This window comes from Corynebacterium uberis (assembly GCF_020616335.1).
Taxonomy (GTDB): domain Bacteria; phylum Actinomycetota; class Actinomycetes; order Mycobacteriales; family Mycobacteriaceae; genus Corynebacterium; species Corynebacterium uberis.
Map to the genome: position 1 here is coordinate 647,677 of NZ_CP085051.1, position 20,321 is coordinate 667,997.

Annotated in this window: 19 protein-coding genes, 1 tRNA gene and 1 other RNA gene; 16 read left to right on the plus strand and 5 right to left on the minus strand. The window is 62.2% G+C overall.

Annotation, left to right across the window (positions count from 1 at the left end):
• Positions 1-58: 58 nt before the first annotated feature.
• Positions 59-3,061, plus strand: a complete 3,003-nt coding sequence (locus LH390_RS02955; RefSeq protein ID WP_227280658.1) for a UPF0182 family protein — start codon at positions 59-61, stop codon at positions 3,059-3,061.
• 128 nt (positions 3,062-3,189) lie between these two features.
• Positions 3,190-3,263 (plus strand) — tRNA-Met (locus LH390_RS02960).
• Here LH390_RS02960 and LH390_RS11655 read toward each other — a convergent pair.
• Positions 3,223-3,561, minus strand: coding sequence for a helix-turn-helix domain-containing protein (locus tag LH390_RS11655; RefSeq protein WP_227282646.1), 339 nt, complete (start codon positions 3,559-3,561; stop codon positions 3,223-3,225). The genes LH390_RS02960 and LH390_RS11655 overlap by 41 nt on opposite strands.
• 97 nt (positions 3,562-3,658) lie before the next feature.
• On the opposite strand from LH390_RS11655, the gene LH390_RS11660 reads away from it, so the two are divergent.
• The 3 genes from LH390_RS11660 to LH390_RS02980 all read left to right on the plus strand — a co-directional run bounded on the left by LH390_RS11660 (position 3,659) and on the right by LH390_RS02980 (position 6,961).
• Positions 3,659-3,856 (plus strand): helix-turn-helix domain-containing protein, encoded by a 198-nt coding sequence (locus LH390_RS11660; protein WP_227282645.1) that lies wholly within the window; start codon positions 3,659-3,661, stop codon positions 3,854-3,856.
• A gap of 557 nt (positions 3,857-4,413) precedes the next feature.
• A complete protein-coding gene (locus tag LH390_RS02975; protein WP_227280657.1) occupies positions 4,414-5,145 on the plus strand; it encodes an HNH endonuclease family protein in 732 nt (243 codons plus the stop codon).
• Positions 5,146-6,400: 1,255 nt separating this feature from the next.
• On the plus strand, positions 6,401-6,961 hold the full coding sequence (locus tag LH390_RS02980; RefSeq protein WP_227280656.1) for a CAP domain-containing protein: 561 nt from the start codon (positions 6,401-6,403) through the stop codon (positions 6,959-6,961).
• A 991-nt stretch (positions 6,962-7,952) separates the two neighbouring features.
• Here the strand turns inward: LH390_RS02980 and LH390_RS02985 are convergent.
• The 3 genes from LH390_RS02985 to LH390_RS02995 all read right to left on the minus strand — a co-directional run bounded on the left by LH390_RS02985 (position 7,953) and on the right by LH390_RS02995 (position 10,206).
• Entirely contained in the window at positions 7,953-8,402 is a 450-nt protein-coding gene (locus tag LH390_RS02985) for a hypothetical protein (RefSeq protein ID WP_227280655.1), read from the minus strand.
• Positions 8,403-8,551: 149 nt separating this feature from the next.
• Positions 8,552-9,340, minus strand: a complete 789-nt coding sequence (gene hisN, locus LH390_RS02990; protein WP_227280654.1) for a histidinol-phosphatase — start codon at positions 9,338-9,340, stop codon at positions 8,552-8,554.
• Positions 9,337-10,206 (minus strand): inositol monophosphatase family protein, encoded by an 870-nt coding sequence (locus LH390_RS02995; protein ID WP_227282644.1) that lies wholly within the window; start codon positions 10,204-10,206, stop codon positions 9,337-9,339. Before LH390_RS02995 ends, hisN begins: the two co-directional genes overlap by 4 nt.
• 225 nt (positions 10,207-10,431) lie before the next feature.
• Between LH390_RS02995 and LH390_RS03000 the strand changes: the two genes are divergently transcribed.
• Positions 10,432-10,983 carry a hypothetical protein gene (locus LH390_RS03000; RefSeq protein ID WP_227280653.1) on the plus strand — a complete coding sequence of 184 codons (552 nt, stop codon included), beginning with the start codon at positions 10,432-10,434 and terminating at the stop codon, positions 10,981-10,983.
• A gap of 11 nt (positions 10,984-10,994) precedes the next feature.
• Positions 10,995-12,107, plus strand: a complete 1,113-nt coding sequence (prfB, locus tag LH390_RS03005) for a peptide chain release factor 2 (protein ID WP_227280652.1) — start codon at positions 10,995-10,997, stop codon at positions 12,105-12,107.
• Between the two features lie 14 nt (positions 12,108-12,121).
• On the opposite strand, the gene LH390_RS03010 is transcribed toward prfB, so the two are convergent.
• On the minus strand, positions 12,122-12,376 hold the full coding sequence (locus LH390_RS03010; protein WP_227280651.1) for a hypothetical protein: 255 nt from the start codon (positions 12,374-12,376) through the stop codon (positions 12,122-12,124).
• A gap of 67 nt (positions 12,377-12,443) precedes the next feature.
• On the opposite strand from LH390_RS03010, the gene ftsE reads away from it, so the two are divergent.
• From ftsE to LH390_RS03055, 9 genes are all read left to right on the plus strand, one after another.
• Positions 12,444-13,133, plus strand: coding sequence for a cell division ATP-binding protein FtsE (ftsE, locus tag LH390_RS03015; protein WP_227280650.1), 690 nt, complete (start codon positions 12,444-12,446; stop codon positions 13,131-13,133).
• Positions 13,134-13,214: 81 nt separating this feature from the next.
• Entirely contained in the window at positions 13,215-14,117 is a 903-nt protein-coding gene (gene ftsX / locus LH390_RS03020) for a permease-like cell division protein FtsX (protein WP_227280649.1), read from the plus strand.
• A 43-nt stretch (positions 14,118-14,160) separates the two neighbouring features.
• Positions 14,161-14,676, plus strand: coding sequence for an SsrA-binding protein SmpB (gene smpB, locus LH390_RS03025; protein ID WP_269961653.1), 516 nt, complete (start codon positions 14,161-14,163; stop codon positions 14,674-14,676).
• Positions 14,673-15,050, plus strand: a complete 378-nt coding sequence (locus LH390_RS03030; protein ID WP_227280648.1) for a DUF488 domain-containing protein — start codon at positions 14,673-14,675, stop codon at positions 15,048-15,050. The genes smpB and LH390_RS03030 overlap by 4 nt, the downstream gene beginning before the upstream one ends.
• Before the next feature lie 72 nt (positions 15,051-15,122).
• Positions 15,123-15,502: a transfer-messenger RNA gene (gene ssrA, locus LH390_RS03035) on the plus strand.
• A gap of 600 nt (positions 15,503-16,102) precedes the next feature.
• On the plus strand, positions 16,103-17,155 hold the full coding sequence (locus LH390_RS03040; protein WP_227280647.1) for a siderophore ABC transporter substrate-binding protein: 1,053 nt from the start codon (positions 16,103-16,105) through the stop codon (positions 17,153-17,155).
• Between the two features lie 15 nt (positions 17,156-17,170).
• Positions 17,171-18,145 carry an ABC transporter permease gene (locus tag LH390_RS03045; protein WP_399524568.1) on the plus strand — a complete coding sequence of 325 codons (975 nt, stop codon included), beginning with the start codon at positions 17,171-17,173 and terminating at the stop codon, positions 18,143-18,145.
• Positions 18,138-19,169: an iron chelate uptake ABC transporter family permease subunit gene (locus tag LH390_RS03050; protein WP_227280646.1), complete on the plus strand. Its 1,032-nt coding sequence runs from the start codon at positions 18,138-18,140 to the stop codon at positions 19,167-19,169. The genes LH390_RS03045 and LH390_RS03050 overlap by 8 nt, the downstream gene beginning before the upstream one ends.
• Complete coding sequence (locus LH390_RS03055) at positions 19,166-19,933, plus strand: iron ABC transporter ATP-binding protein (protein WP_227280645.1); 768 nt, start codon at positions 19,166-19,168, stop codon at positions 19,931-19,933. Before LH390_RS03050 ends, LH390_RS03055 begins: the two co-directional genes overlap by 4 nt.
• Positions 19,934-20,321: the final 388 nt, after the last annotated feature.

The following is a 20,321-nucleotide window of genomic DNA, read 5'->3' on the forward strand; positions in this document are numbered from 1 at the left end:
GTGTGCGTATGGTGGAAGACTACCGGCAGCATTTATCTACAGAACAAGGAGACCCACGTTGGCCACAGGATTTAGTCCCACCAACGCGCCCCTGCGCCGACCCTCGCGGGCAGTGACCTGGACCATCGGAATCATCGCGGCGTTGGTGATTATCGCCCCGGTGGTCATCGGCATCTATACCGACTGGCTGTGGTTCGGGGAGGTGGACTTCCGCGGGGTCTTTGGCAAGGTCATCGTCGTTAGGGTCATCCTCTTTATCGCCTTCGGCCTCATCGCCGGCGCGGTGACCTGGCTTGCCGGGTATCTGACCTGGAAGAACAGGCCCCGATCGCTGGGCGGGTTTGACCTCAATTCGCCGGTTCACCAATACCGCCAGGCCATCGAGCGTTCCGTGCGCGGCCTGCTGACCGTCGTGCCGGTCCTTGTTGCCGTCTTTGCCGGGTTCCTTGGCCAGGGCTCCTGGCGCACGGTGATGATGCTGTTCCACCGCCAGCCCTTTGGCATCTCCGATCCGCAGTTTGGCCACGACCTCGGGTTCTACGCCTTTACCGTGCCGGCCCTTCGGCTTGCCGAAAGCACCCTGTCTCTCCTGCTGGCCATCGCCTTCATTATCTCCTTGGTGGGCTACTACCTGCTCGGTGGAATCAAAGTAGGCAACAAGGCCGCCGGCATTAAAGGCACCATCACCCGCCCCGCCCGCGTGCAGCTGGCGATCACCGCCGGGGCGTGGATGATAGTCAAGGTGCTGGGCTACTGGCTCGACCGCTTTGACCTGATGAACCACCGCCAGCAGACCTTCACCGGTGCCAGCTACACGGACATCAACGCGCAGCTTCCCGCAAAGATCATCCTCATGATCATCGCCGTGCTCGTCGCCGTGGCGTTCTTCTCTGCGACCGTGATCAAGGACCTGCGCATTCCTGCGCTGGCCACCGTGCTGATGATTGTTTCCGCCATCGTCGTGGGCGCAGCCTGGCCCCTGATGATGGAGCGCTTCTCCGTCGCCCCCAACCGGGCCGGCAAGGAAGCCGAGTACATCGCCCGAAACATCGAATCCACCCGCCAGGCCTACGGCCTGACTGATGACAAGGTGACCTACCTGGACAACTGGGGTGCCGCCAGCGCCAAGGATGAGGAAGTAGCCTCCGACGAGGCCACTATCTCCAACATTCGGCTCCTCGACCCCGACGTGCTCAGCCCCACCTTCACTCAGCAGCAACAGCTGCGTAACTTCTACGGCTTCCCCCGCACGCTGGCCGTCGACCGCTACCAAATCGACGGCACCATGCGGGACTTCGTGGTCGCCGCCCGCGAGCTCAACCCCAACTCGCTGCAGGAAAACCAGTCCGACTGGATCAACCGCCACACCGTGTACACCCACGGCAACGGATTCATCGCCGCGCCGGCCAACAAGGTCGACGAGGTGGCGCGCGATGTCGGCTCCACCCGCGGCGGCTACCCCGTCTACACCGTCTCTGACCTGCAATCCAACGCCGCGGCCAAGGATGCTGCCACCGCCGAGAAAATTGGCATCAAGGTTGACGAACCCCGCATCTACTACGGGCCCGTCATCGCTTCCGCGCGCGACGGCGCAGACTACGCCATCGTCGGCGACACCGGCAAGGGGCCGGTGGAATATGACACCGACACCTCCAGCTTCACCTATGAAGGCAAGGGTGGCGTCGACGTAGGAAACTGGGCCAACCGGGCCATCTACGCCGCTAAGTACCAAGAACTCAGCCTCATCCTGTCCGACCGCGTGGGCAGCGAATCCAAGATCCTCTACAACCGCGACCCGCGCAAGCGCGTGGAAAAGGTCGCCCCGTGGCTGACCACGGACTCCAAGACCTACCCGGCCGTCATCGACGGGCGCGTCAAGTGGATCGTCGACGGATACACCACCCTCGACGCCCTGCCGTACTCCACCCGCATCCCGCTGCAAGACGTCACCGAGGACGCCCTCAACCCGCAGGGCACCACCCAGCGGCTGATCAATAACGACGTCGGCTACATCCGCAACTCCGTCAAGGCAACCGTCGACGCCTATGACGGCACCGTGGAACTCTACGAGTTCGATTCCACCGACCCCGTGCTCAAGGCCTGGGAGGGCGTGTTCCCCAATAGCGTCAAGCCCTCCAGCGAGATTAGCGACGAGCTGCGCAATCACCTGCGCTACCCGGAGGACCTTTTCAAGGTGCAGCGCGAGCTGCTTGCCCGCTACCACGTCGATGACCCGCAGGTGTTCTTCCAGAATGACTCCTTCTGGTCCGTGCCTACTGATCCGACGGCGCGCGAGGGCCGCAATGAGTTGGCGCAGCCGCCCTACTACGTGGTTGCCTCCGACCCGAAGACCGGGGCCCCGTCCTTCCAGACGATCACCCCCTACCGCGGCCTTCAGCGCCAGTTCCTCTCTGCGCACATGTCCGTGTCCTCCGACCCGGACACCTACGGCCGCATCACGGTGCGCGTCCTGCCCACGGACACCCAGACTCAGGGTCCCCAGCAGGTCCAGGACATCATGGACTCCTCGGACCAGATCTCTCGTGACCGTAGCCTGTGGGAGGGCACCAACGACCTCTACAACGGCAACCTGCTGACGTTGCCCGTGGGCAACGGGGAAATCCTCTACGTCGAGCCGCTGTATTCGCAGCGCAAGAACCAAGAATCGGCCTTCCCCAAGCTGCTGCGCGTCCTGGTCTCCTACAAGGGAACCATCGGTTACGCGCCCACGATCTCCGAGGCGCTCGCCCAGGTGGGCATCAACCCCAAGGCGGCACAAGACATCGCCGTTGTTGACGACGCCGCCGGTGCCAAGGATGGTGCAAAGGACTCCGCAAAGAAGGAGCCCGCTAAAGCCAAGGACGAGGCAAAGCCCAGCGCCACCCCCTCCGCCCCGGCGAGCGGAACGGGCCAGCAGGGCCAGTCGATCGAAAAGATCAACGAGGCGCTGCGCGGCCTGGAGTCCGCCCGCAACGGCAGCTTCGAGGACTACGGCCGCGCGCTGGACAACCTGGATAAGGCGGTCGCCGAATACCAGCAGTCCCAGGGCCAGCACCAGTAAAACGCGGTGCTGTGCCCCGCCGAAGGGGGCGCTGAACAGGCAGTTTGGCGTCCCCGCCGGTGCTGTGTAGAGTATCTCCTTGTCGCCGCAAAGGCGCGGTGAGTTCCCTTAAAAGGGGATTTGCCCGACGCGGGGTGGAGCAGCTCGGTAGCTCGCTGGGCTCATAACCCAGAGGTCGTAGGTTCGAATCCTGCCCCCGCCACTAAGTTGGAACCCTCGGAACGCGAAAGCGTCCCGGGGGTTTCTTGCATGCCCGCAGTGGCGATCCGGCGGGGGAGCAAATCAGTGATATCAACGCCAAAAAAGTCGGCAGTGGTATAGAGCTCAGACAGGGACCAGTTCACCTTGCCTCGGACTTTTCGTCCAAGGTTGACCGCGCTCATGTTGAGAGCTTCGGCGAGATCCTTCTTCGTTCTTCCATGCACAAGCAGTAGCTGATTGACTTTGATGGCGACACACTCTTCAGGCGAGAGCCTGCGTGATGGTTTGGATGTCGTCATAGTAGCGAGATTAGACGCAATTGTCAGATTATGCAACTAGTGACACTCGACGTCGCCCGGGTGGTGAGCTAACAGTATAGGTATGACATTGTAGAATCTGTTACAACTAAGCGGTACTGACTGGTATACCCCCGGTGAAGCTGCTGCGATCATCCCCGGAGCGAGCACTCGGGCAGTCATCGCTTGGGCGAAGCGGGGCGATCTTCCGGGCTGCCTCAAGCTTCCAAATGGTCGTTGGCAGATCTCGGCAAGCGCAATAGAGGCAATGCTCCGTGGAGCGGTGGAATCGGCATGATGGTAACAGAAAAAGCCCGCTCCCTGGGTTGGGGAGCGGGCTTTGCTGTTGTCGTATTGCCGGTTCCCCGGTGTGGCGTCACCCCGGTTCCCCGGGGGACCGGTTTGCCGTATTGCCGGTGTGGCGTCATGCCGGTGTCCCGTATTCCCGGTTCCCCGGGGTACCGCATCCCCGGGTTGCCGGGATGACGTCATGAAGCCATTTCTTTACGAAAAGACGCCAGCGAATGCACCTGTGGTACAACCCAGCAGTTGTAGGTTCGAATCCTGCCCCCGCCACTAAGTTGGAACCCTCGGAACGCGAAAGCGTCCCGAGGGTTTCTTGCATGCCGGGACAGGGGGCGTCGCACAGCGCACTGTACCCGGCGAACCGGGCTGTGGTGTGGGACAGCGGACCGCGGGTGGCAATAGCCTGTGGGACTCACATGGGCCGGGTAAAAGCGCATCGCCGGCGACCAGCCCGGTGGTACGTTGAGGATTCTTCGCCGTCAACGCGCACGCGCTTTGCGGCGGCCGAGGCAGCAGATGGAAACCGTGAGGAGCAGGGGGTGTGTCGGGGTGAGAACCCGGGGACAGTGGCGTCGTGAGGCCGGAGTGCGTTCCTGGTTATGGGGAGCGCCCCAGGCGCTCGTGCTTGCCCTGTGCCTGCTGATCTCCGCCTGCGCTACCCCTGGCGCGCAGCTGCTCAGCCCGCCGGCACCCGGCACAGGCCAACTGGAGGCCGCAGCGCTGCTGGAGTCCCTTCCGGTAAAAGGGCGCGCTCCCATGACCGGATACGACAGGAAGCAATTCGGCCAGGCGTGGTCCGATGACGTGACCGTGGATTTTGGGCACAACGGCTGCGATACTCGCAACGACATCCTGCGCCGGGACCTCGGACACGCTGAGATCAAGCCCGGAACGCACGGGTGCGTGGTGCTGCGGGGGATCTTGGATGATCCGTACACCGGCACTCGCATCGAGTTTCAGCGCGGTGCTAAGACCTCACGGGCGGTTCAGATTGACCACGTGGTGGCCCTGGGCAATGCGTGGGCAACCGGGGCGCAGCAGCTTGACGACGCCACCCGGCGCAACCTGGCCAACGATCCGCTCAACCTGCAAGCCACCGACGGTCCCACGAATCAGAAAAAGCGCGCCGGGGATGCTGCCACGTGGATGCCGCCTAACCGGCGCTACTGGTGTGAATACGTCACTCGGCAGATCACGGTCAAGGCCCGCTACCACCTGTGGGTCACCCAGCCGGAGAAGGATGCGCTGGAGCGCGGCTTGGCAACGTGTACCACCTCCTAGCCCCTTCGGCGGTACCGCGAGGATGGGGCAGTGGCTGTGACTGAGGAGATGCCCGGATTTAACAATCCAGGTGATGTATTCAGCGAAGAGAAAGCCTCCATTCCGTTCCTGTAGAACCGAATACAGCAATTTCTCTGATGCCGTGCTGGGTGTACATTCCGCCCCCGGGACTTCTTGCGCCCCAGCCGAGCCACGTGCGTGGCGCCGACCTGCATATATCTACCCTGCATGCATGACGTGTGCGGTGTTCGGTGCTGGTGGGGCTAACCAAAGGGGGGCACAGCGTTCGCGCTCCCTTGGCGGCAAGGTCTAGCTCGCGTGAGTGGGAGGGGTCGGTGGACACTGCCGCATGGTGGTCCGTCCCGGGCCAGTAGCGCAACCGCGGCCTTGGCCAATCATCGCTGTGAGCGCGGCGTGGTGCACACAAGGTGGTGATTGCACGTCTTGGGCGTTGACCAGAGGTACCGCGAGGTTCGGAGCACAAGGACGCCAGGAGGGTGAGCGCGGCCTGTCGTTAGGAGCCTCCTGTCAGCGGGGTTGTAAACATGATTGCCGCTGTACGCGTTGGCTGTGGGGTAGCCGGGCGAGCGGTACTCCAGGAGGGGCGTGCGGGTTGGACGTGGCCACAACTGCGACAGCAAGACCGGTGGGGGGTGGCGCTGGCAGGGCCGGGGTGGGAGATGGGACTGCTTTACTGGACGTATATCGGAGATGCGCTACCGCTGAGTCTGGGTGAAGGCGTCCGAAAACGACGATCCATACTGCCGCTCGCATGATTTTAAGTCATGTGTGACATATCTCATAGATAAAGTTCCTGCCAAAAGGTTTCACTATGGCCCCGACGCGAGCCCCCTTGGTGTAAGGGAAGCTTCGGACAGGCCGTAGATGAGAAAAATTTGTTTGGACCACCAATATGGGGGGTATCCATGTGGGCACTCTTATACGTTAACGTGGGATCCAGTGAATAATATGAGCGTATTGTGTTCACGGAAATAACTACCGGGCTAACTGTGATGTGTCCACCGATAAGTTAAGCCTTATGACGATTTAAAGGCTAAAGTTCTGCTACCGACACATGGCGGTAGGGGATTTGGGCGCTAACTCCAATTAGATATTGGACGGCACTGGAAGCGCCTTGCATTGGTCGATATACTCAAAAGCGAACCGGCACATGGAACAAGATTTCGCAGTCAGAGTTGCCACATACCGGTTCGCCCGCAAGACCAACCGAGCCAACGAGTGCAAAGGAAAGGTAATGACTAAAAAATCACTAACCGTCCGGATTGCTGCGGCGTCAGCGCTGCTGGTCGTGGCGCCTATGGTAGCACCGGTAGGTGCGACGGCGCAGGAGGGCTCCAGCGATTTGAGCTTCCTCACTGACATCTTCGGTTCCTCAGCGCCCGCTGCGGGCGCCACAGAGGGCACTGCGACGGGCGCAGCGCCGGTCTCCCAGGCTTCCTCCTACAAGGGCAACAAGGTCGAGGTAGAGAAGGCTCAGAAGATCTTTGAGCTGACGAATAAGGAGCGTACGAGCCGCGGGCTCGCCCCCCTGGAGTTCAAGCAGGACCTCGCTGACGGGGCCTATGACTGGGCCAAGAAGATGGATCGCACTCAGGACTTCACGCACTCCCACGGTGGCTACGGCGAGAACCTCTTCTGGTTTGCCAAGCAAGGCTCCCCCGAGCTCGTGGTGGAGATGTGGATGAAGTCTGAGGGGCACAGGAACAACATCCTCAGCCCTGACTATAAGACTCTCGGAGTCGGAGTTTCCGATTCCGGTAATGGAACCTATGCGGTGCAGCGCTTCGGCGTTTAGAAATAGGCTAAAAAGCCCGGCCGTCCTGCCCGGCCGGGTTTTTTTGGTGCTCAAAACTAATTGCAATTCGGGGGAAATGATAAAAACAATTATCCACCTACCAGGTGGTAAATCGGGGTCCGAGAATGGCGAATTACGGCCCGAGATAAGGTCTTTTCTCCATGCATATACCCCGCCCTAGCGGGGTATACTATGCGGATACCGGAGCTAAATAGATCTGTGCGTACGCTGTATTCGCCCATTGCCCGAGCTACCCCCGGGGCTGTCGCTGCTGCTCAGAGGGGGTGTGGCGTGGGGGGTGGTGTGGGGGGCGTGGGGAACAGTCGGGACATCCGATGTGTCTGCATTCCACCGCATAGTTGCAAAAAATATAATTAAACCGAGACGTTAGTAAAAAACTGACTTTCCACGCGGGTGCCCGGGCGAAATTTAACCTTGTGCAGCGATAGAGCACACCTATGTCTGGCTGTGAGGGTGCCGCGCCCTCCGCAGTTGGCATGCCGGGAGCACCCATCAAAAAACGCTTTTGGGCAAAGAAAAACCGCATGCGCACCCCTTCTGTCTAGCCCGCAGCACGGGCTAGCCCCCAGCCAGTGGTTGGATGCCGGCGCTGCGTGTCGTGTCAGGTGCCACGGGCTACAGGGAGGCACCGCGCGTGCTCTTGCGAGCCGGAAGGCTGGGGGAGACGGAGTGATGATTGTGCCGAGTGGGTGGCCGCATAGGCGGCAGCGCTGGCCGCGTGCGGTAACGGCGAGGCAGAGGAAGCGGGCTGGCAGGCGGCGAGTAGGGCGGCTCGCGGCGCGTCCAGGGGCGTCGAGAAGCGCCGAGAGCTACCGAGAGATACCAAGAACTGTCGCGGAGCGCCCAGAAACCCGAAGGCCGGGCGGCTCGGAGCACGCGTGCACCCGTCAGAAGGCCCAGTTCGGCGGGCATGAAAAAATCCCGCCGGGAAGACGGGTGCACGAAATCCCGGCGGGAAGTATAGGGGGTCTTAGGCGAACAGGCCGACGATCTTAGCGATGATCGGGATGGCCTGGCCGATGACGCTGAGGAAATCGGAGGCGGAGGAGCCCTCGCTGTCAGAGGAGGAGCCCTGCTCTTCGGTCTCGGTCGTGGTGGCGGCGCCAGCCTCGGAGGGGGTCTCCGCGTTGGTCTCATCCTTGGAGGAGGAGCCCTCGGAGTGGGAGGAGCCTTCGCCAGCCGGGGCGGGGGCCTCGGACTCAGCGGGAGCCTCGGACTCAGCCGGGGCCTCGGACTCGGCGGGGGCCTCAGACTCGGCCGGAGCTTCGGTCTCGGCGGGAGCCTCGGTGGTCACCTCAGCGGTGGCGGTGGAATCGGCGGCGGGAGCCTCGTCGGCGAAGGCCGGGGCGGTCAGGCCGGCGGTGGCCAGGGCTGCGGACGCCGCGATGGCGGCGATGTTCTTACGAGAGATGATCGACATGGCACTGTCCTTTTTCTCTGGTTGGGAGTGGAACGAGCGCCAGTCTAAAAGCAGGCCGCCCTGCTTATCAATGCTTTTCACCCTTCGTACCGCAAGAGTGTCAAAAGGGGGACCCCCGGACGGGTGGATACCAAAGTGGACTGTCCAGGTCAGGGCTGTGGGGCCTGGAGGGCGTCGAGTGCCAGCTGGTGAAGGGAGCCGTTGGTAGCCAGGGCACTTCCGTGTCCGGGGCCGTCCGATCCGGTCAGTGAGGTGAAGCGTCCGCCGGCTTCGGTGACCAGGAGGCTGGGGGCGGCGAGGTCCCAGAGGGAGACTTCTGGTTCCGCGGCAATGTCCACTGCGCCTTCGGCGACCAGGCAGTAGTTCCAGAAGTCACCGAAGCCGCGCAGCCGCCACGTGCGATCGCTGAGCGCCACAAAGGATTCGCGCAGGCCCTTGTCCTTCCACCCGCTGAGTGAGGAAAAGGACAGGGACGCGTCATCGAGCCGGGTGACTTCGGAGACGTGAAGTCGGCGCGGGTCGTTGGTGTTGAAGCGCGACCAGGCGCCCTCCCCACGCTGTGCCCACCACCGTCGGGTGAGCGCCGGGGCGGAGATGACGGCGACGGCGGGGGCGGCGTCGATAAGCAGGCAGATGAGGGTGGCCCACACGGGCACACCGCGGACATAGTTTTTGGTGCCGTCGATGGGGTCGATGATCCATTGCCGGCCGGAGGTCGCGGGGGTGCCGCCGAATTCCTCGCCGAGGATGGCGTCATCGGGGCGCTGGGCGGCCAGCAGGTCGCGCAGGGTGCGCTCGCAGGCGAGGTCGGCATCGGAGACGGGCGTCATGTCCGGCTTGGTGTCTACGCGCAGGTCTGCGGCCTGAAACCTGGGCAGGGTGAGGGCATCCGCGGCGTCGGCAAGGGCGTGGGCAAGGTGCAGGTCTGCGCTGGTCATTGAGCTTCCTTGAGTAGTTGGGCGATGCGGGTCACACATGCGTGGCCGCCGGCGATGCGCCAGGTGACCCCGCCGGCTTCGACGGTCGCGGTGGTTCCGCCGGCGGCTTCGACAAGCGCCCGGCCGGGCAGCCAGTCCCATGGGGCGACGGAATGTTGGAACCAGGCCCCGTGGGTTCCTGCCGCAATGCCAGCCAGGTCCACGGACGCGGCGCCGAGCATGCGCAGCGTCGCCGCTTGGGTGACCACCGCGAGCCAGGCGTCGCGGGTGGGAGCCTCGGCGAGCTTGGTGGGGTGCAGGTAGGTGGCTACGGCGCTGCGCTCCAGGGGTTCGGCCGAGGGGCCGGCAACGGGGGTGCCGTCGCAGGTGGTGGGGTGTTCGGGCCCGCCGCACCAGGTGTAGCCCATGTCGGGCCGGTGCACGGCGCCGACGATGACCTCGTCCGGATCCGCGGCGTCCCCGCGCACCAGCGCCACCGCGCTGCACCAATAATCCGAACCGCGGGTGAAGTTGTAGGTACCGTCCACGGGGTCAATCACCCACGTTCTTCCGCTTGTCGACGCCGCGGCGGCCCCCTCCTCCCCAACGATGCCGTCGTCAGGGCGCAGGGCCGCGAGCGCGCCCGCAACAAAGCGCTCGGCAGCGCGGTCCGCATCGGTGACCACATCAGATACTGAGGTCTTGTAGTCAGTATCAACCCCGGCGGAGCGCATCCGCCACGCCAACCGCCCGGCGTTGAATACGAGTGCCTGGGCGAGCTGGGCGTCGGTGTCTCCACGGCGGGCGGCGACAAAGGTAGAGGTGACAGCGTCGATCATCGCCTCGACCGACGGCGGGGAAGAATGGGACGAATCCATGGGCTCCATTGTGCCCAACGCCGCCGCATTGCGCTCAGCGGCCCCACCTGGGGTCCATCCGGCACGGTTGGCAGCTGTGCGCGCGGTGCCCAGGTGGGGCCTCGATGCCGGCTCAATGGTGCTTCGATGCTGCCTTGCTGCTGCCAGGGTGTTGCCGGATTGTTGCCGTGTTGTTGCCATACAGTGACCGTTTTGCCCTTGTCGGGGTCCTGCCGCGCCGCGTTAGCTTAAACCATGACTTTTGAATCACTGGAACATATGACCGTCGGTGAGGTGCTCACCGGAATAGCTGCTGTGGACGCGATAGTCATCGGCGTGCCCGCGGTCGTGCTCGCGATCGTTGCCAGCGCTGTGTACTACGGAATGGATCGCCCCGGGGCCACCGGGAGGCCGTTTGGGTGGGGCAACTGGCTTCTCGTCGCAGTCGGGTGCGTGGCCGGGCTCGCGGTCTTTGGGGCCCTGCTGACGTGGCCGCTCGGTGAGCATGGAGATTGGGCGCCCTGGCAGGTGGCCTTGGCCTCTGCGGTGGCCGTGGCGATCACCGCGACGCTGGTCACGCGCGCTCGGTGGCTATGGTCGGGGGCGCTGAGCGCCGCGACCGCGGTGGCGGTGGGTGTCAGCGTGGCCTGGAGCTTGTGGGCGGGCTTTGAGGACTCCACCGGGCTGTGGGGAGCGGGGCTTGTGTTCTTAGTTGCTGGCGTGGTGGCCGGGCTGATTGTGACGGGAGTTGTCACCGCTGGCGTGGTGGCAAGGAGGCGACACCGGGCCGGCGGTGGGGGTCGGTAGGATGAGCAGTCATGCGACCAGAAATCTCCTCGGAACTGCATGACCTTGACTCCACTCTCACCACAATTGAAAAGGTGCTTGACCCGGAGGAGATGGATGAGCGGGTCCGCGAACTAGAAGCGCAGGCGTCCGATCCGACGTTGTGGGACGATCCGGAGCACGCCCAATCGGTAACCATGGAGTTATCCAACGTGCAGGCACGCCTGCGCAAAATACGCGGCCTGCGCCAGCGCTTAGAGGACTTGCCGGTGATGTATGAGCTGGCTGAAGAGGAGGGAGAGGGGCTCGATCTAGCCGACGCGGAGCGGGCAGAGCTTAAGGATGCCATCGCCTCCTTAGAGGTCACCACCATGCTGTCCGGGGAATACGATCAGCGTGAGGCCGTGATTAATATCCGCTCCGGGGCGGGCGGCGTGGACGCGGCCGACTGGGCCGAGATGCTCATGCGCATGTACATCCGCTGGGCGGAAAAACATGAGCACGCGGTGGACGTCTATGACATTTCTTATGCGGAGGAAGCGGGCATCAAGTCGGCCACCTTCGTCGTTCACGGGGACTATATGTACGGCCAGCTCTCGGTGGAGCAGGGTGCCCACCGCCTGGTGCGCATCAGCCCCTTTGACAATCAGGCCCGCCGCCAAACGTCCTTTGCAGAGGTGGAGGTCCTGCCGGTGGTTGAGCAGACAGACCACATTGATATCCCGGACGCAGACGTCCGCGTGGACGTCTTCCGCTCCTCTGGTCCCGGCGGGCAGTCCGTGAACACCACGGATTCTGCGGTTCGCCTGACGCACACCCCCACGGGCATCGTGGTGACCTGCCAAAATGAGAAGTCCCAGATCCAAAACAAGGCCTCCGCCATGCGGGTGTTGCAGGCCAAGCTGTTGGAGCGCAAGCGCCAGGAGGAGCGCGCGGAGATGGATGCCCTTGGTGCCGGGGGCAATGCGTCCTGGGGCAACCAAATGCGCTCCTACGTGCTGCATCCTTATCAGATGGTCAAGGATTTGCGCACCGGATATGAGACCGGGGATCCTTCCTCCGTGCTGGACGGCAACATTGATGAGCTGCTGGAGTCGGGCATCCGCTGGCGGATGGCGCAGCACAGCGAGGCCGAGCACGCCTAGGGGGTAGCTGGGGCCTACCCCCTCGCCGGAGCGGCGGCGCGGCGCCCGGCGGCGGTGGTGGTGCGGCGGCTGGGTCCGGTGACCGGGGGTGCGAGCGTGGGGGAGGGGGCGTCGATAAGCGTGTCCTGCTGCCACGGTCCAGGGCTCGCGCGGTGTGCGGGAGGTGGCGAGCATTCCGTAGGGCGTGCGGCGCGGGTGGCGCGCGGTTCGTTGGGGCTGTGCGGGCCCGCGCTGATGTCGGCACGCGCGAACTGTGGAAATAGTGACATCAGTGGTCGAAGTTAAACTTGTGGTCTTTGGGGCACGTCGTGGGCAGCTCCGCTAGGGTAGGACACCGTGATCACGTTTGACTCCGTAACCAAGGTGTACAAAACCTCGACGCGGCCAGCCCTCAACAACGTCTCGCTGCAGATAGACAAGGGGGACTTCGTCTTTCTCATCGGGCCCTCCGGCTCCGGCAAGTCCACGTTCCTAGAGCTGCTCATCCGTGAAGAACGCCTGACGTCGGGAGACCTCTACATCGGGGACTTCCACGTCAACAAGCTGCGCGGCAGCCAGGTCAACCAACTACGCCGCGGCATCGGCTACGTCTTCCAGGACTTCCGCCTGCTGCCCAAACTGAGCGTCTATGACAACGTCGCCTTCGCGCTGGAGGTCATTGGCGCGAAGAAGAAGCAGATTGCCCGCGCGGTGCCGGAAACCCTTGAACTCGTTGGACTGGCGGCCAAAGCGAATCGCCTGCCCAGCGAACTGTCCGGCGGTGAGCGCCAGCGGGTGGCTATCGCGCGCGCCTTTGTCAACCGCCCTCAGGTGCTCCTGGCGGACGAGCCCACCGGCAACCTTGACCCAGATACGTCCGACGGCATCATGAACCTGCTGACCCTGATCAACCGCACCGGCACCACGGTCATCGCCTCGACCCACAACGCCCGGGCCGTCAATGACATGCGCCGCCGAGTCATCGAACTGAAACTCGGACAGCTCGTTCGCGATGACGCCCACGGCGTCTACGGCGAGGCCCACTGACCCAACCGCCCTTGTCCACCTCCGGCGTGCCGCTGCGCCGCCGGGCGGGAATCAAGGAAGAAAGGCTTTGAGAAAATCACCATGAAGTTCGGATTTGTCTTACGCGAAGCCCTTCACGGGCTGGGTCGCAACATCACCATGACCATCGCCTTGGTGATCACCACAGCGATCTCCCTGGCCCTTCTGGCCACAGGTCTGCTGGTGACCAACATGACAGAAGACACCAAGCAGATCTACCTCGACCGCGTGGAGGTGATGATCCAATTCGATGACGAGGTCTCCGCCAAGGACTCCACCTGCACGAGCTCCGAATGCGCCGCCGTCAAGGACGCCCTGGAAGGCGCCGACGGCGTCGAATCGGTCACCTTCCGCTCCCGCGACCAGTCCTACGACCGCTTTGTCGAAGTGTTTGGCAACACCGACCCAGACCTGGTCAAGGAAACCTCCAAGGACGCGCTGCCCGCGGCCCTGCACGTCCGCCTGACGGACCCGCTGGACACCACCCCCCTGGACAAGGTTCGCAACATGAGCCATGTCGCTGAGGTTGTCGATCAAGTCGATGACCTCCAGGGCGCCACGGACAACCTCGACTCCGTGCGCAATGCCACCTTCTTGCTCGCCGCCGTCCAGGCCATCGCCGCGATCTTCCTCATCGCCAACATGGTCCAAATCGCCGCCTACAACCGGCGCGATGAGATTGCCATCATGCGCATGGTCGGCGCGTCCCGCTGGTACACCCAGGCCCCCTTCGTCCTGGAGGCCGTGGCCGCCACCGTCATCGGCGGAATCCTGTCGACCGTGGGACTGTTCCTGGGCAAGCAGCTGGTGGTGGACAAGGCGCTCAGCGGCCTGTATGAAGCCCAGTTGCTCGCCCCAGTGACCAGCGCAGATATCTGGCTTGTCATCCCGGGCGTGGTCATCCTTGGCATCATCTTCGCCGCCCTGACCGCGCAATTCACACTGCGCGCTTACGTGCGGAATTAAATCTTTAGATTCTGCTGGCACCGGTGTAGTTTGGGGAGTTGACATGGCAAAGAAAAAGAAGAAGGCCTCCGGCTCCCGGGCGAGCTCCAACGCGGTTGGCATGACCATTGCTACCAACCGCAAAGCTCGCCATGACTACAACATCCTGGACACCTACGAGTGCGGAATCCAGCTGGTAGGAACCGAGGTCAAATCCCTGCGCGAAGGCAAAGCCTCCCTGGTAGAGGCCTTTGCCACCATCGACGATGGCGAAGTCTGGCTGCGCAACCTCCACATCCCGGAATACTCGCACGGGTCCTGGATGAACCACTCGCCGCGGCGTGTGCGCAAGCTGCTCCTGCACCGCCGAGAAATCGACTCCATCATGGGCCGCGTGCGCGACGGCCGCCGCACCCTCGTTCCGCTGAAGCTCTACTTCAAGGACGGCCGACTCAAAGTCGAGCTGGGCCTGGCAGAGGGCAAGCAGGACTATGACAAGCGCCAAGACATCAAGCGCCGCACCGAAGAGCGCGAAATCGTCCGCGACATGGGACGCAAGATTAAGGGCGTCCACGCGTGAAGTGCACCCTCCTCAACGTCCGTGACTACATCGCTGACCCGGATGCCGCGCACGGCCCGGTGATCCTAGTGGATCGGCTCTGGCCGCGCGGCATAGCCAAAGCCGTATTCACCCCAGACTTCTGGCTCAAAGGCGCGGCCCCCTCGACGCGACTGCGCACCTGGTTCCACCACGATCCGCAGCGTTTCCCCGAGTTCGCACAACGCTACCGCGCCGAGCTATCAACCAGCGACGACCCGGACCTCGAGCAGCTGCTCACGCTCATCGACGCCTCCGAGGTCACCCTTGTCTACGCCGCCCGCGACCGCACCAACAACCACGCCCGAGTGCTTGCAGACTGGCTCGATGACGCTTGCCACAGCCCCCGGACGTGAGGTAGCATCGCACCACCGGTTGAGGATGCGTCATGTGCACAATCCCGCCTCAACCGCAGTTACGTAAGACTTGGGGCTGATTTTGGTTTCGACTTCGTAGCTCAAGCCAGGGGAAGCGTGCCGGTGCAGGCTGAGGACCACCGTAAGCGTCGCAGCAAACTGATAAGCGCCGAGAACACTCAGCGCGACTACGCCCTCGCTGCCTAATAGCAGCCAGCGCGTGTCTGTCAGCCCGGGTTAGTCCCTGACCCGCAAGCTGGCATCGACTTAAAGGGACTTGCCTTAGGGCCGCGTCAGCGGGGCCCTAAGGGACACCTTCCGCTGACTGGGCCCGTCATCCGGACGTGTTCGACCGAACCGGAGGGCCGAGTAGAGGCTCCGCGCGAACTGCGCACGGAGAAGCCCTGGCGCGACAACGAAGGACCCGGGTTCGACCCCCGGCAGCTCCACCAAGCCCCCTTTCCAGCACTCCTGGTGAGGAGGCATTTTCTTTGCTTTCAAGGCCCTGACCTGCGGTGATGCCAAGTGTGGTTGAGTGGTGTGGTTGGGTTTACGGCCATCGAGTGCCGGCGCCGCTATTCGGTGGGTTGGCCCATTGAGAGGAACACGGGTCCCATGTCCTTGGGAGCCGAATGCGTTGACGGTGAGACTCGGGCGTAATGCGGGCGGACAATTGCTGCTGGGCTGCTCACTTTGTTTTCCTTGCAGAGCTAAGGAGCGCCCCTGATCCGGGGAGGTGGGGGTCGGGGGGCGTCGATTAGCGAAAATAGAGACAGGCGGTGCGCACTGCTGTGACGCGTGCGGGGGTAATCGGGGGCATTGGCATGGAGTGCTGTCCGGTCATGTGTCGTATATCTGCGGCAATACGTACAAAAGTATTACCTGTGAAGTGCATATGGGTTAGGCTAGCTAGATACTGGATAGCTGAGGGTGGCATGGCAAGATGGCGCCCTTGCGGTTGGTCCAGACCTGAAACCCGATACCTACGCAGTCCCTCTGGCACACACGCCAAGTCTTGTGGCCCGAGGCACACGAATGAGGAGAGTTTTTCTATGGCGCTTCACCGTTCTGCACTGGCCACAGTGGCCGCAGTGACCACGAGCCTGAGCCTGCTGTTGGCCGGCTGCTCCAGCGATGAAGGAACCACCAGTGCTGCCAGCTCGACGGCGGCAACTGCAGAGTCCACCAGCACGGCCGCCGCCGGTTCGGTGACCGTGGAAGACAACCACGGCGAGCACACCGTGTCGCTGCCGATCGGCAAGGTGGCATCGACGGATAACCGGAGTTTCGCCCTCCTGGAGGCCTGGGGAGTGGATTTGGTCGCAGCGCCGAAGCCGCTGATCCCGTTCACCGTGACCAAGTACACGGATGATCCCAAGGTGGCTGACCTGGGCAACCACCGTGAGCCCAACCTTGAGGCGCTTGCTGCCGAGCAGCCGGATCTGATCATCAACGGCCAGCGTTTCGAGCGTTTCTACGATGATATTGTCAAGCTCAACCCCAAGGCGACGGTGTTGGATTTCGAGCCGCGCGAGGGTGAGGATTTGGACGATGAGCTGATTCGTCAAACCGAGGAGCTAGGCAAGGTCTTTGGTAAGGAATCAGAAGCCGCCAAGACCATTCAGGACTTCAAGGATGCCAAGGAGCGCGCCAAGAAGGCCTACAAGGACTCCGATACTGTGATGGCCGTGAATGTCACCGGTGGGGAAGTCCACTTCATCGCTCCGAAGGTCGGCCGCACTTACGGCCCGCTGTTTGAGATGCTGGATCTGAAGCCCGCGTTGGAGGTTCCGGAAGGCTCTTCTGACCACAAGGGCGATGACATTTCGGTGGAGGCTATTGCACAGGCCAACCCGGATTGGATTCTGGTCCTGGACCGCGATGCAGGAACGAATAAGCGCAAGGACGCCGACTTTGTCAAGGCCCAGCAGGTCATTGACAAGAATGAGGCATTGGCTAATGTCACGGCGGTGAAGGAAGGCCACGTGTACTACGCCCCGCAGGACACGTACACCAACGAGTCGATCATTACCTACACCACGATCCTTAATCAGCTTGCTGATGCTTTCGAGTCCGGCAAGGGAAACCAGGAGTCCGATTCCTAAGTGAACGGGCAGCCCGTGCGCACGCCAGCACGCCAGCAAATCACACGCCCCGCGCGTCGGTGGGCTCTGCCCGCCGCGGTCGTGGCTGTGGCTGGCCTGCTGGCAGTCTCCTTGTTTACGGGTGCCTATGACATCATGGGGGCAGAAGATGGCTCCCATATGTTTGCGTTGACCCGGATTCCGCGGACAACGGCACTGGTATTAGCCGGTGCGGCGATGGCCATGTCGGGGCTGGTCATGCAGCTGCTCACGCAGAACAGATTCGTGGAACCCACCACAACGGGGACTACGGAATGGGCCGGGTTAGGCCTATTGTGCGTGATGTGGGCGGCGCCATCGGCGTCTATTTTGACCCGCATGATCGTCGCGGTTGTCTTCGCGTTCGTGGGAACGTGGGTGTTCTTCCTCTTTTTGAGGCGCGTATCGCTTCGCAGTTCCCTGATCGTGCCCATTGTCGGCATCATGTTGGGTGCAGTAGTCAGCGCCATTTCCACGTTCTTTGCTCTGCGCACGGACATGCTGCAGTCATTGGGGGTGTGGTTCGCGGGAAGTTTCACCTCTGTGATCAAAGGCCAGTGGGAAGTGCTGTGGATAGTACTCATTTCCGTCGCCCTGGTTTTTTGGTTTGCCGATAGATTGACTATCGCCGGCCTGGGGCAGGATGTGGCTACCAACGTGGGGGTCAATTATCAGCGCATGGTGTTGATAGGCACCTCACTCATTGCTATTGCTACAGGCGTGGTGACGGTTGTCGTAGGTAACCTGCCCTTCTTAGGCCTCGTTGTTCCCAATGTTGTTTCCATGATTCGGGGCGATGATCTCCGCTCGAATTTGCCCTGGGTATGCGTCAGTGGCGTTGCGTTAGTAACGGTATGTGACCTCTTTGCCCGCACGGTGATTGCGCCTTTCGAGGTCCCAGTCTCCGTGGTATTGGGCATGGTGGGAGCGGTGGTGTTCGTGATACTTATCCTTCGGAGGGCCCGTGGCTAGCAATTCGCTTATCGACGCCGCCCCGCACCGCCATGCGGGGGCCTTTCCTACTGCAGCACAGCGGCGCAGATACTGGATCATTCTTGTGGCGGTCATCCTTATCGGTGCTGCCAGCGCATGGGGCTTGATCGCCTATGGCAACCCGATGCCCGTGGGCTCAGAAGTCTTTTGGCTCATCGCACAACGACGCGTGGTCGCGGTGGCCACTATGGCGATCGTGGCAACCTGCCAGGCAATAGCCACCGTGGCGTTTCAAACGGTCACGGGCAACAGGATTCTGACCCCGTCGATCATGGGCTTCGAGGCGCTCTACGTCACCATTAACACCGCCGTGGTGTTCTTCCTCGGCGCCAGCGGGTTGGTGCGGATGGATCACCTGGGCATGTTCCTCGTGCAGGTGGCGCTCATGGTGGGGCTGTCTTTGTGCCTCTACAGCTGGCTGCTGGGCGGCAGCGGAGACATGCACGCGATGCTGCTGATTGGCATCGTGATCGGCGGCGGGCTGGGCTCTTTATCAACCTTCATGCGCCGTCTGCTTACCCCGAACGAGTTCGACGTCCTCACCGCCCGCATGTTTGGTTCCGTGAATAACGCGGATCCACAGTACTTTGGCGTGGCCATCCCACTGATGGTGGGCGCGGCCGCCGTGATCCTGTTTTTCTCCCGCAGGCTCAATGTCATCGCCTTAGGCCGCGATGTAGCGATGAGCGTCGGACTGTCCTATCGGGGCGTCGTCCTCACGACGTTGGTCTGCGTGTCCATCCTCATGGCGGTGTCTACCGCGCTGGTAGGCCCCATGACATTCCTGGGCTTCCTGGTTGCCACCCTGGGATACCAGTGTGCGGCAACCTACGATCACGCCTATGTCCTCCCCATGGCGTGGGCGATCGCGTTTGCAGTACTCACGGGCGCGTATTTCCTGATGAACCACGTGTTTTACGCCCAGGGCGTGGTCTCCGTGCTCATCGAACTCGTCGGCGGGGCAGTATTCCTCATAGTCATAGTTAGGAAGGGGCGGCTGTGAGCCATCACGGCATCCACCTGAGCGAGGTGGCCAAGCGCTACTCCGGTGACGTGCACATTGGGCCGGTCACCGTAGACATCCCTGCCGGAGGCGTGACCGCGCTCGTGGGTCCCAATGGGGCAGGTAAGTCGACCGTGCTGACCATGATTGGTCGCCTGTTGGGCATGGACGAGGGGCAGATCACCGTCGCCGGAATGGATGTGAGCACGGCCAAGACGAAGGACTTGGCCAAGGTGCTGTCGATCCTGCGTCAGGACAATCACTTCATTACCAGGTTGACAGTCCGTCAGCTCGTCGGCTTTGGCCGGTTTCCGTATTCGGGTGGGCGCCTCACGGCCGAGGATGAGCAGATCATCTCCCGCTACATCGACTTCTTCAATCTCTCGGAGCTCGAGCATCGATACCTTGATCAGCTCTCTGGCGGGCAGCGCCAGCGGGCCTATGTGGCGATGGTCTTGGCTCAGGAGACGGACTACGTGCTGCTTGATGAGCCACTGAACAATCTCGACATTGCCCACAGCGTCCAGATGATGCGGCACCTTCGTTCGGCTGCCGACGACCTCGGGCGCACCGTTGTGCTCGTCCTCCATGACATCAACGTCGCTGCCGCCTATGCGGATCGCATCTGTGCGGTCAAGCAGGGCAAGGTTGTCGCCTCCGGTCCCGTCGACGAGATCATGGACGATCAGACGCTCACGGAAATTTTCAACACGCCGATCTCCGTGGTGGACACATCCCGTGGGCGCGTTGCCTACTGCTGGTAAACACCCCTGTTGACCTGGTGGTTTGTGTTGTGTGGTGGGGGTGTGTAGCTTTATGCGAGTCGCTGCGGGCCGGCTTGGTTGTTTGTGAGTCGGTGTGGCTGGGTTGACTTGTTTGTTTGCCTGGTGTTAATGTTAGCGGCCTACGTACCCGGTGGGGTTTGGTCACTGTTGTGGTGGTTGGATTCTGTGTGGGTGTGTTGTGTGAGAACTCAATAGCGTACCAATGTACTTTTTTGATTTTGTTGTCATTGTTTCAGCTGGCTCTGCTTTGTATGGGTGGGGTTGGTTGGTGTGTGCCAGCGTGGTGTAACGGCCACGTTAAATAAGTGCCACAATTTGGTTGTGGTGGTTGTTGTTGGCTGGCAGTGATGATTGTTGTTTTGATTAT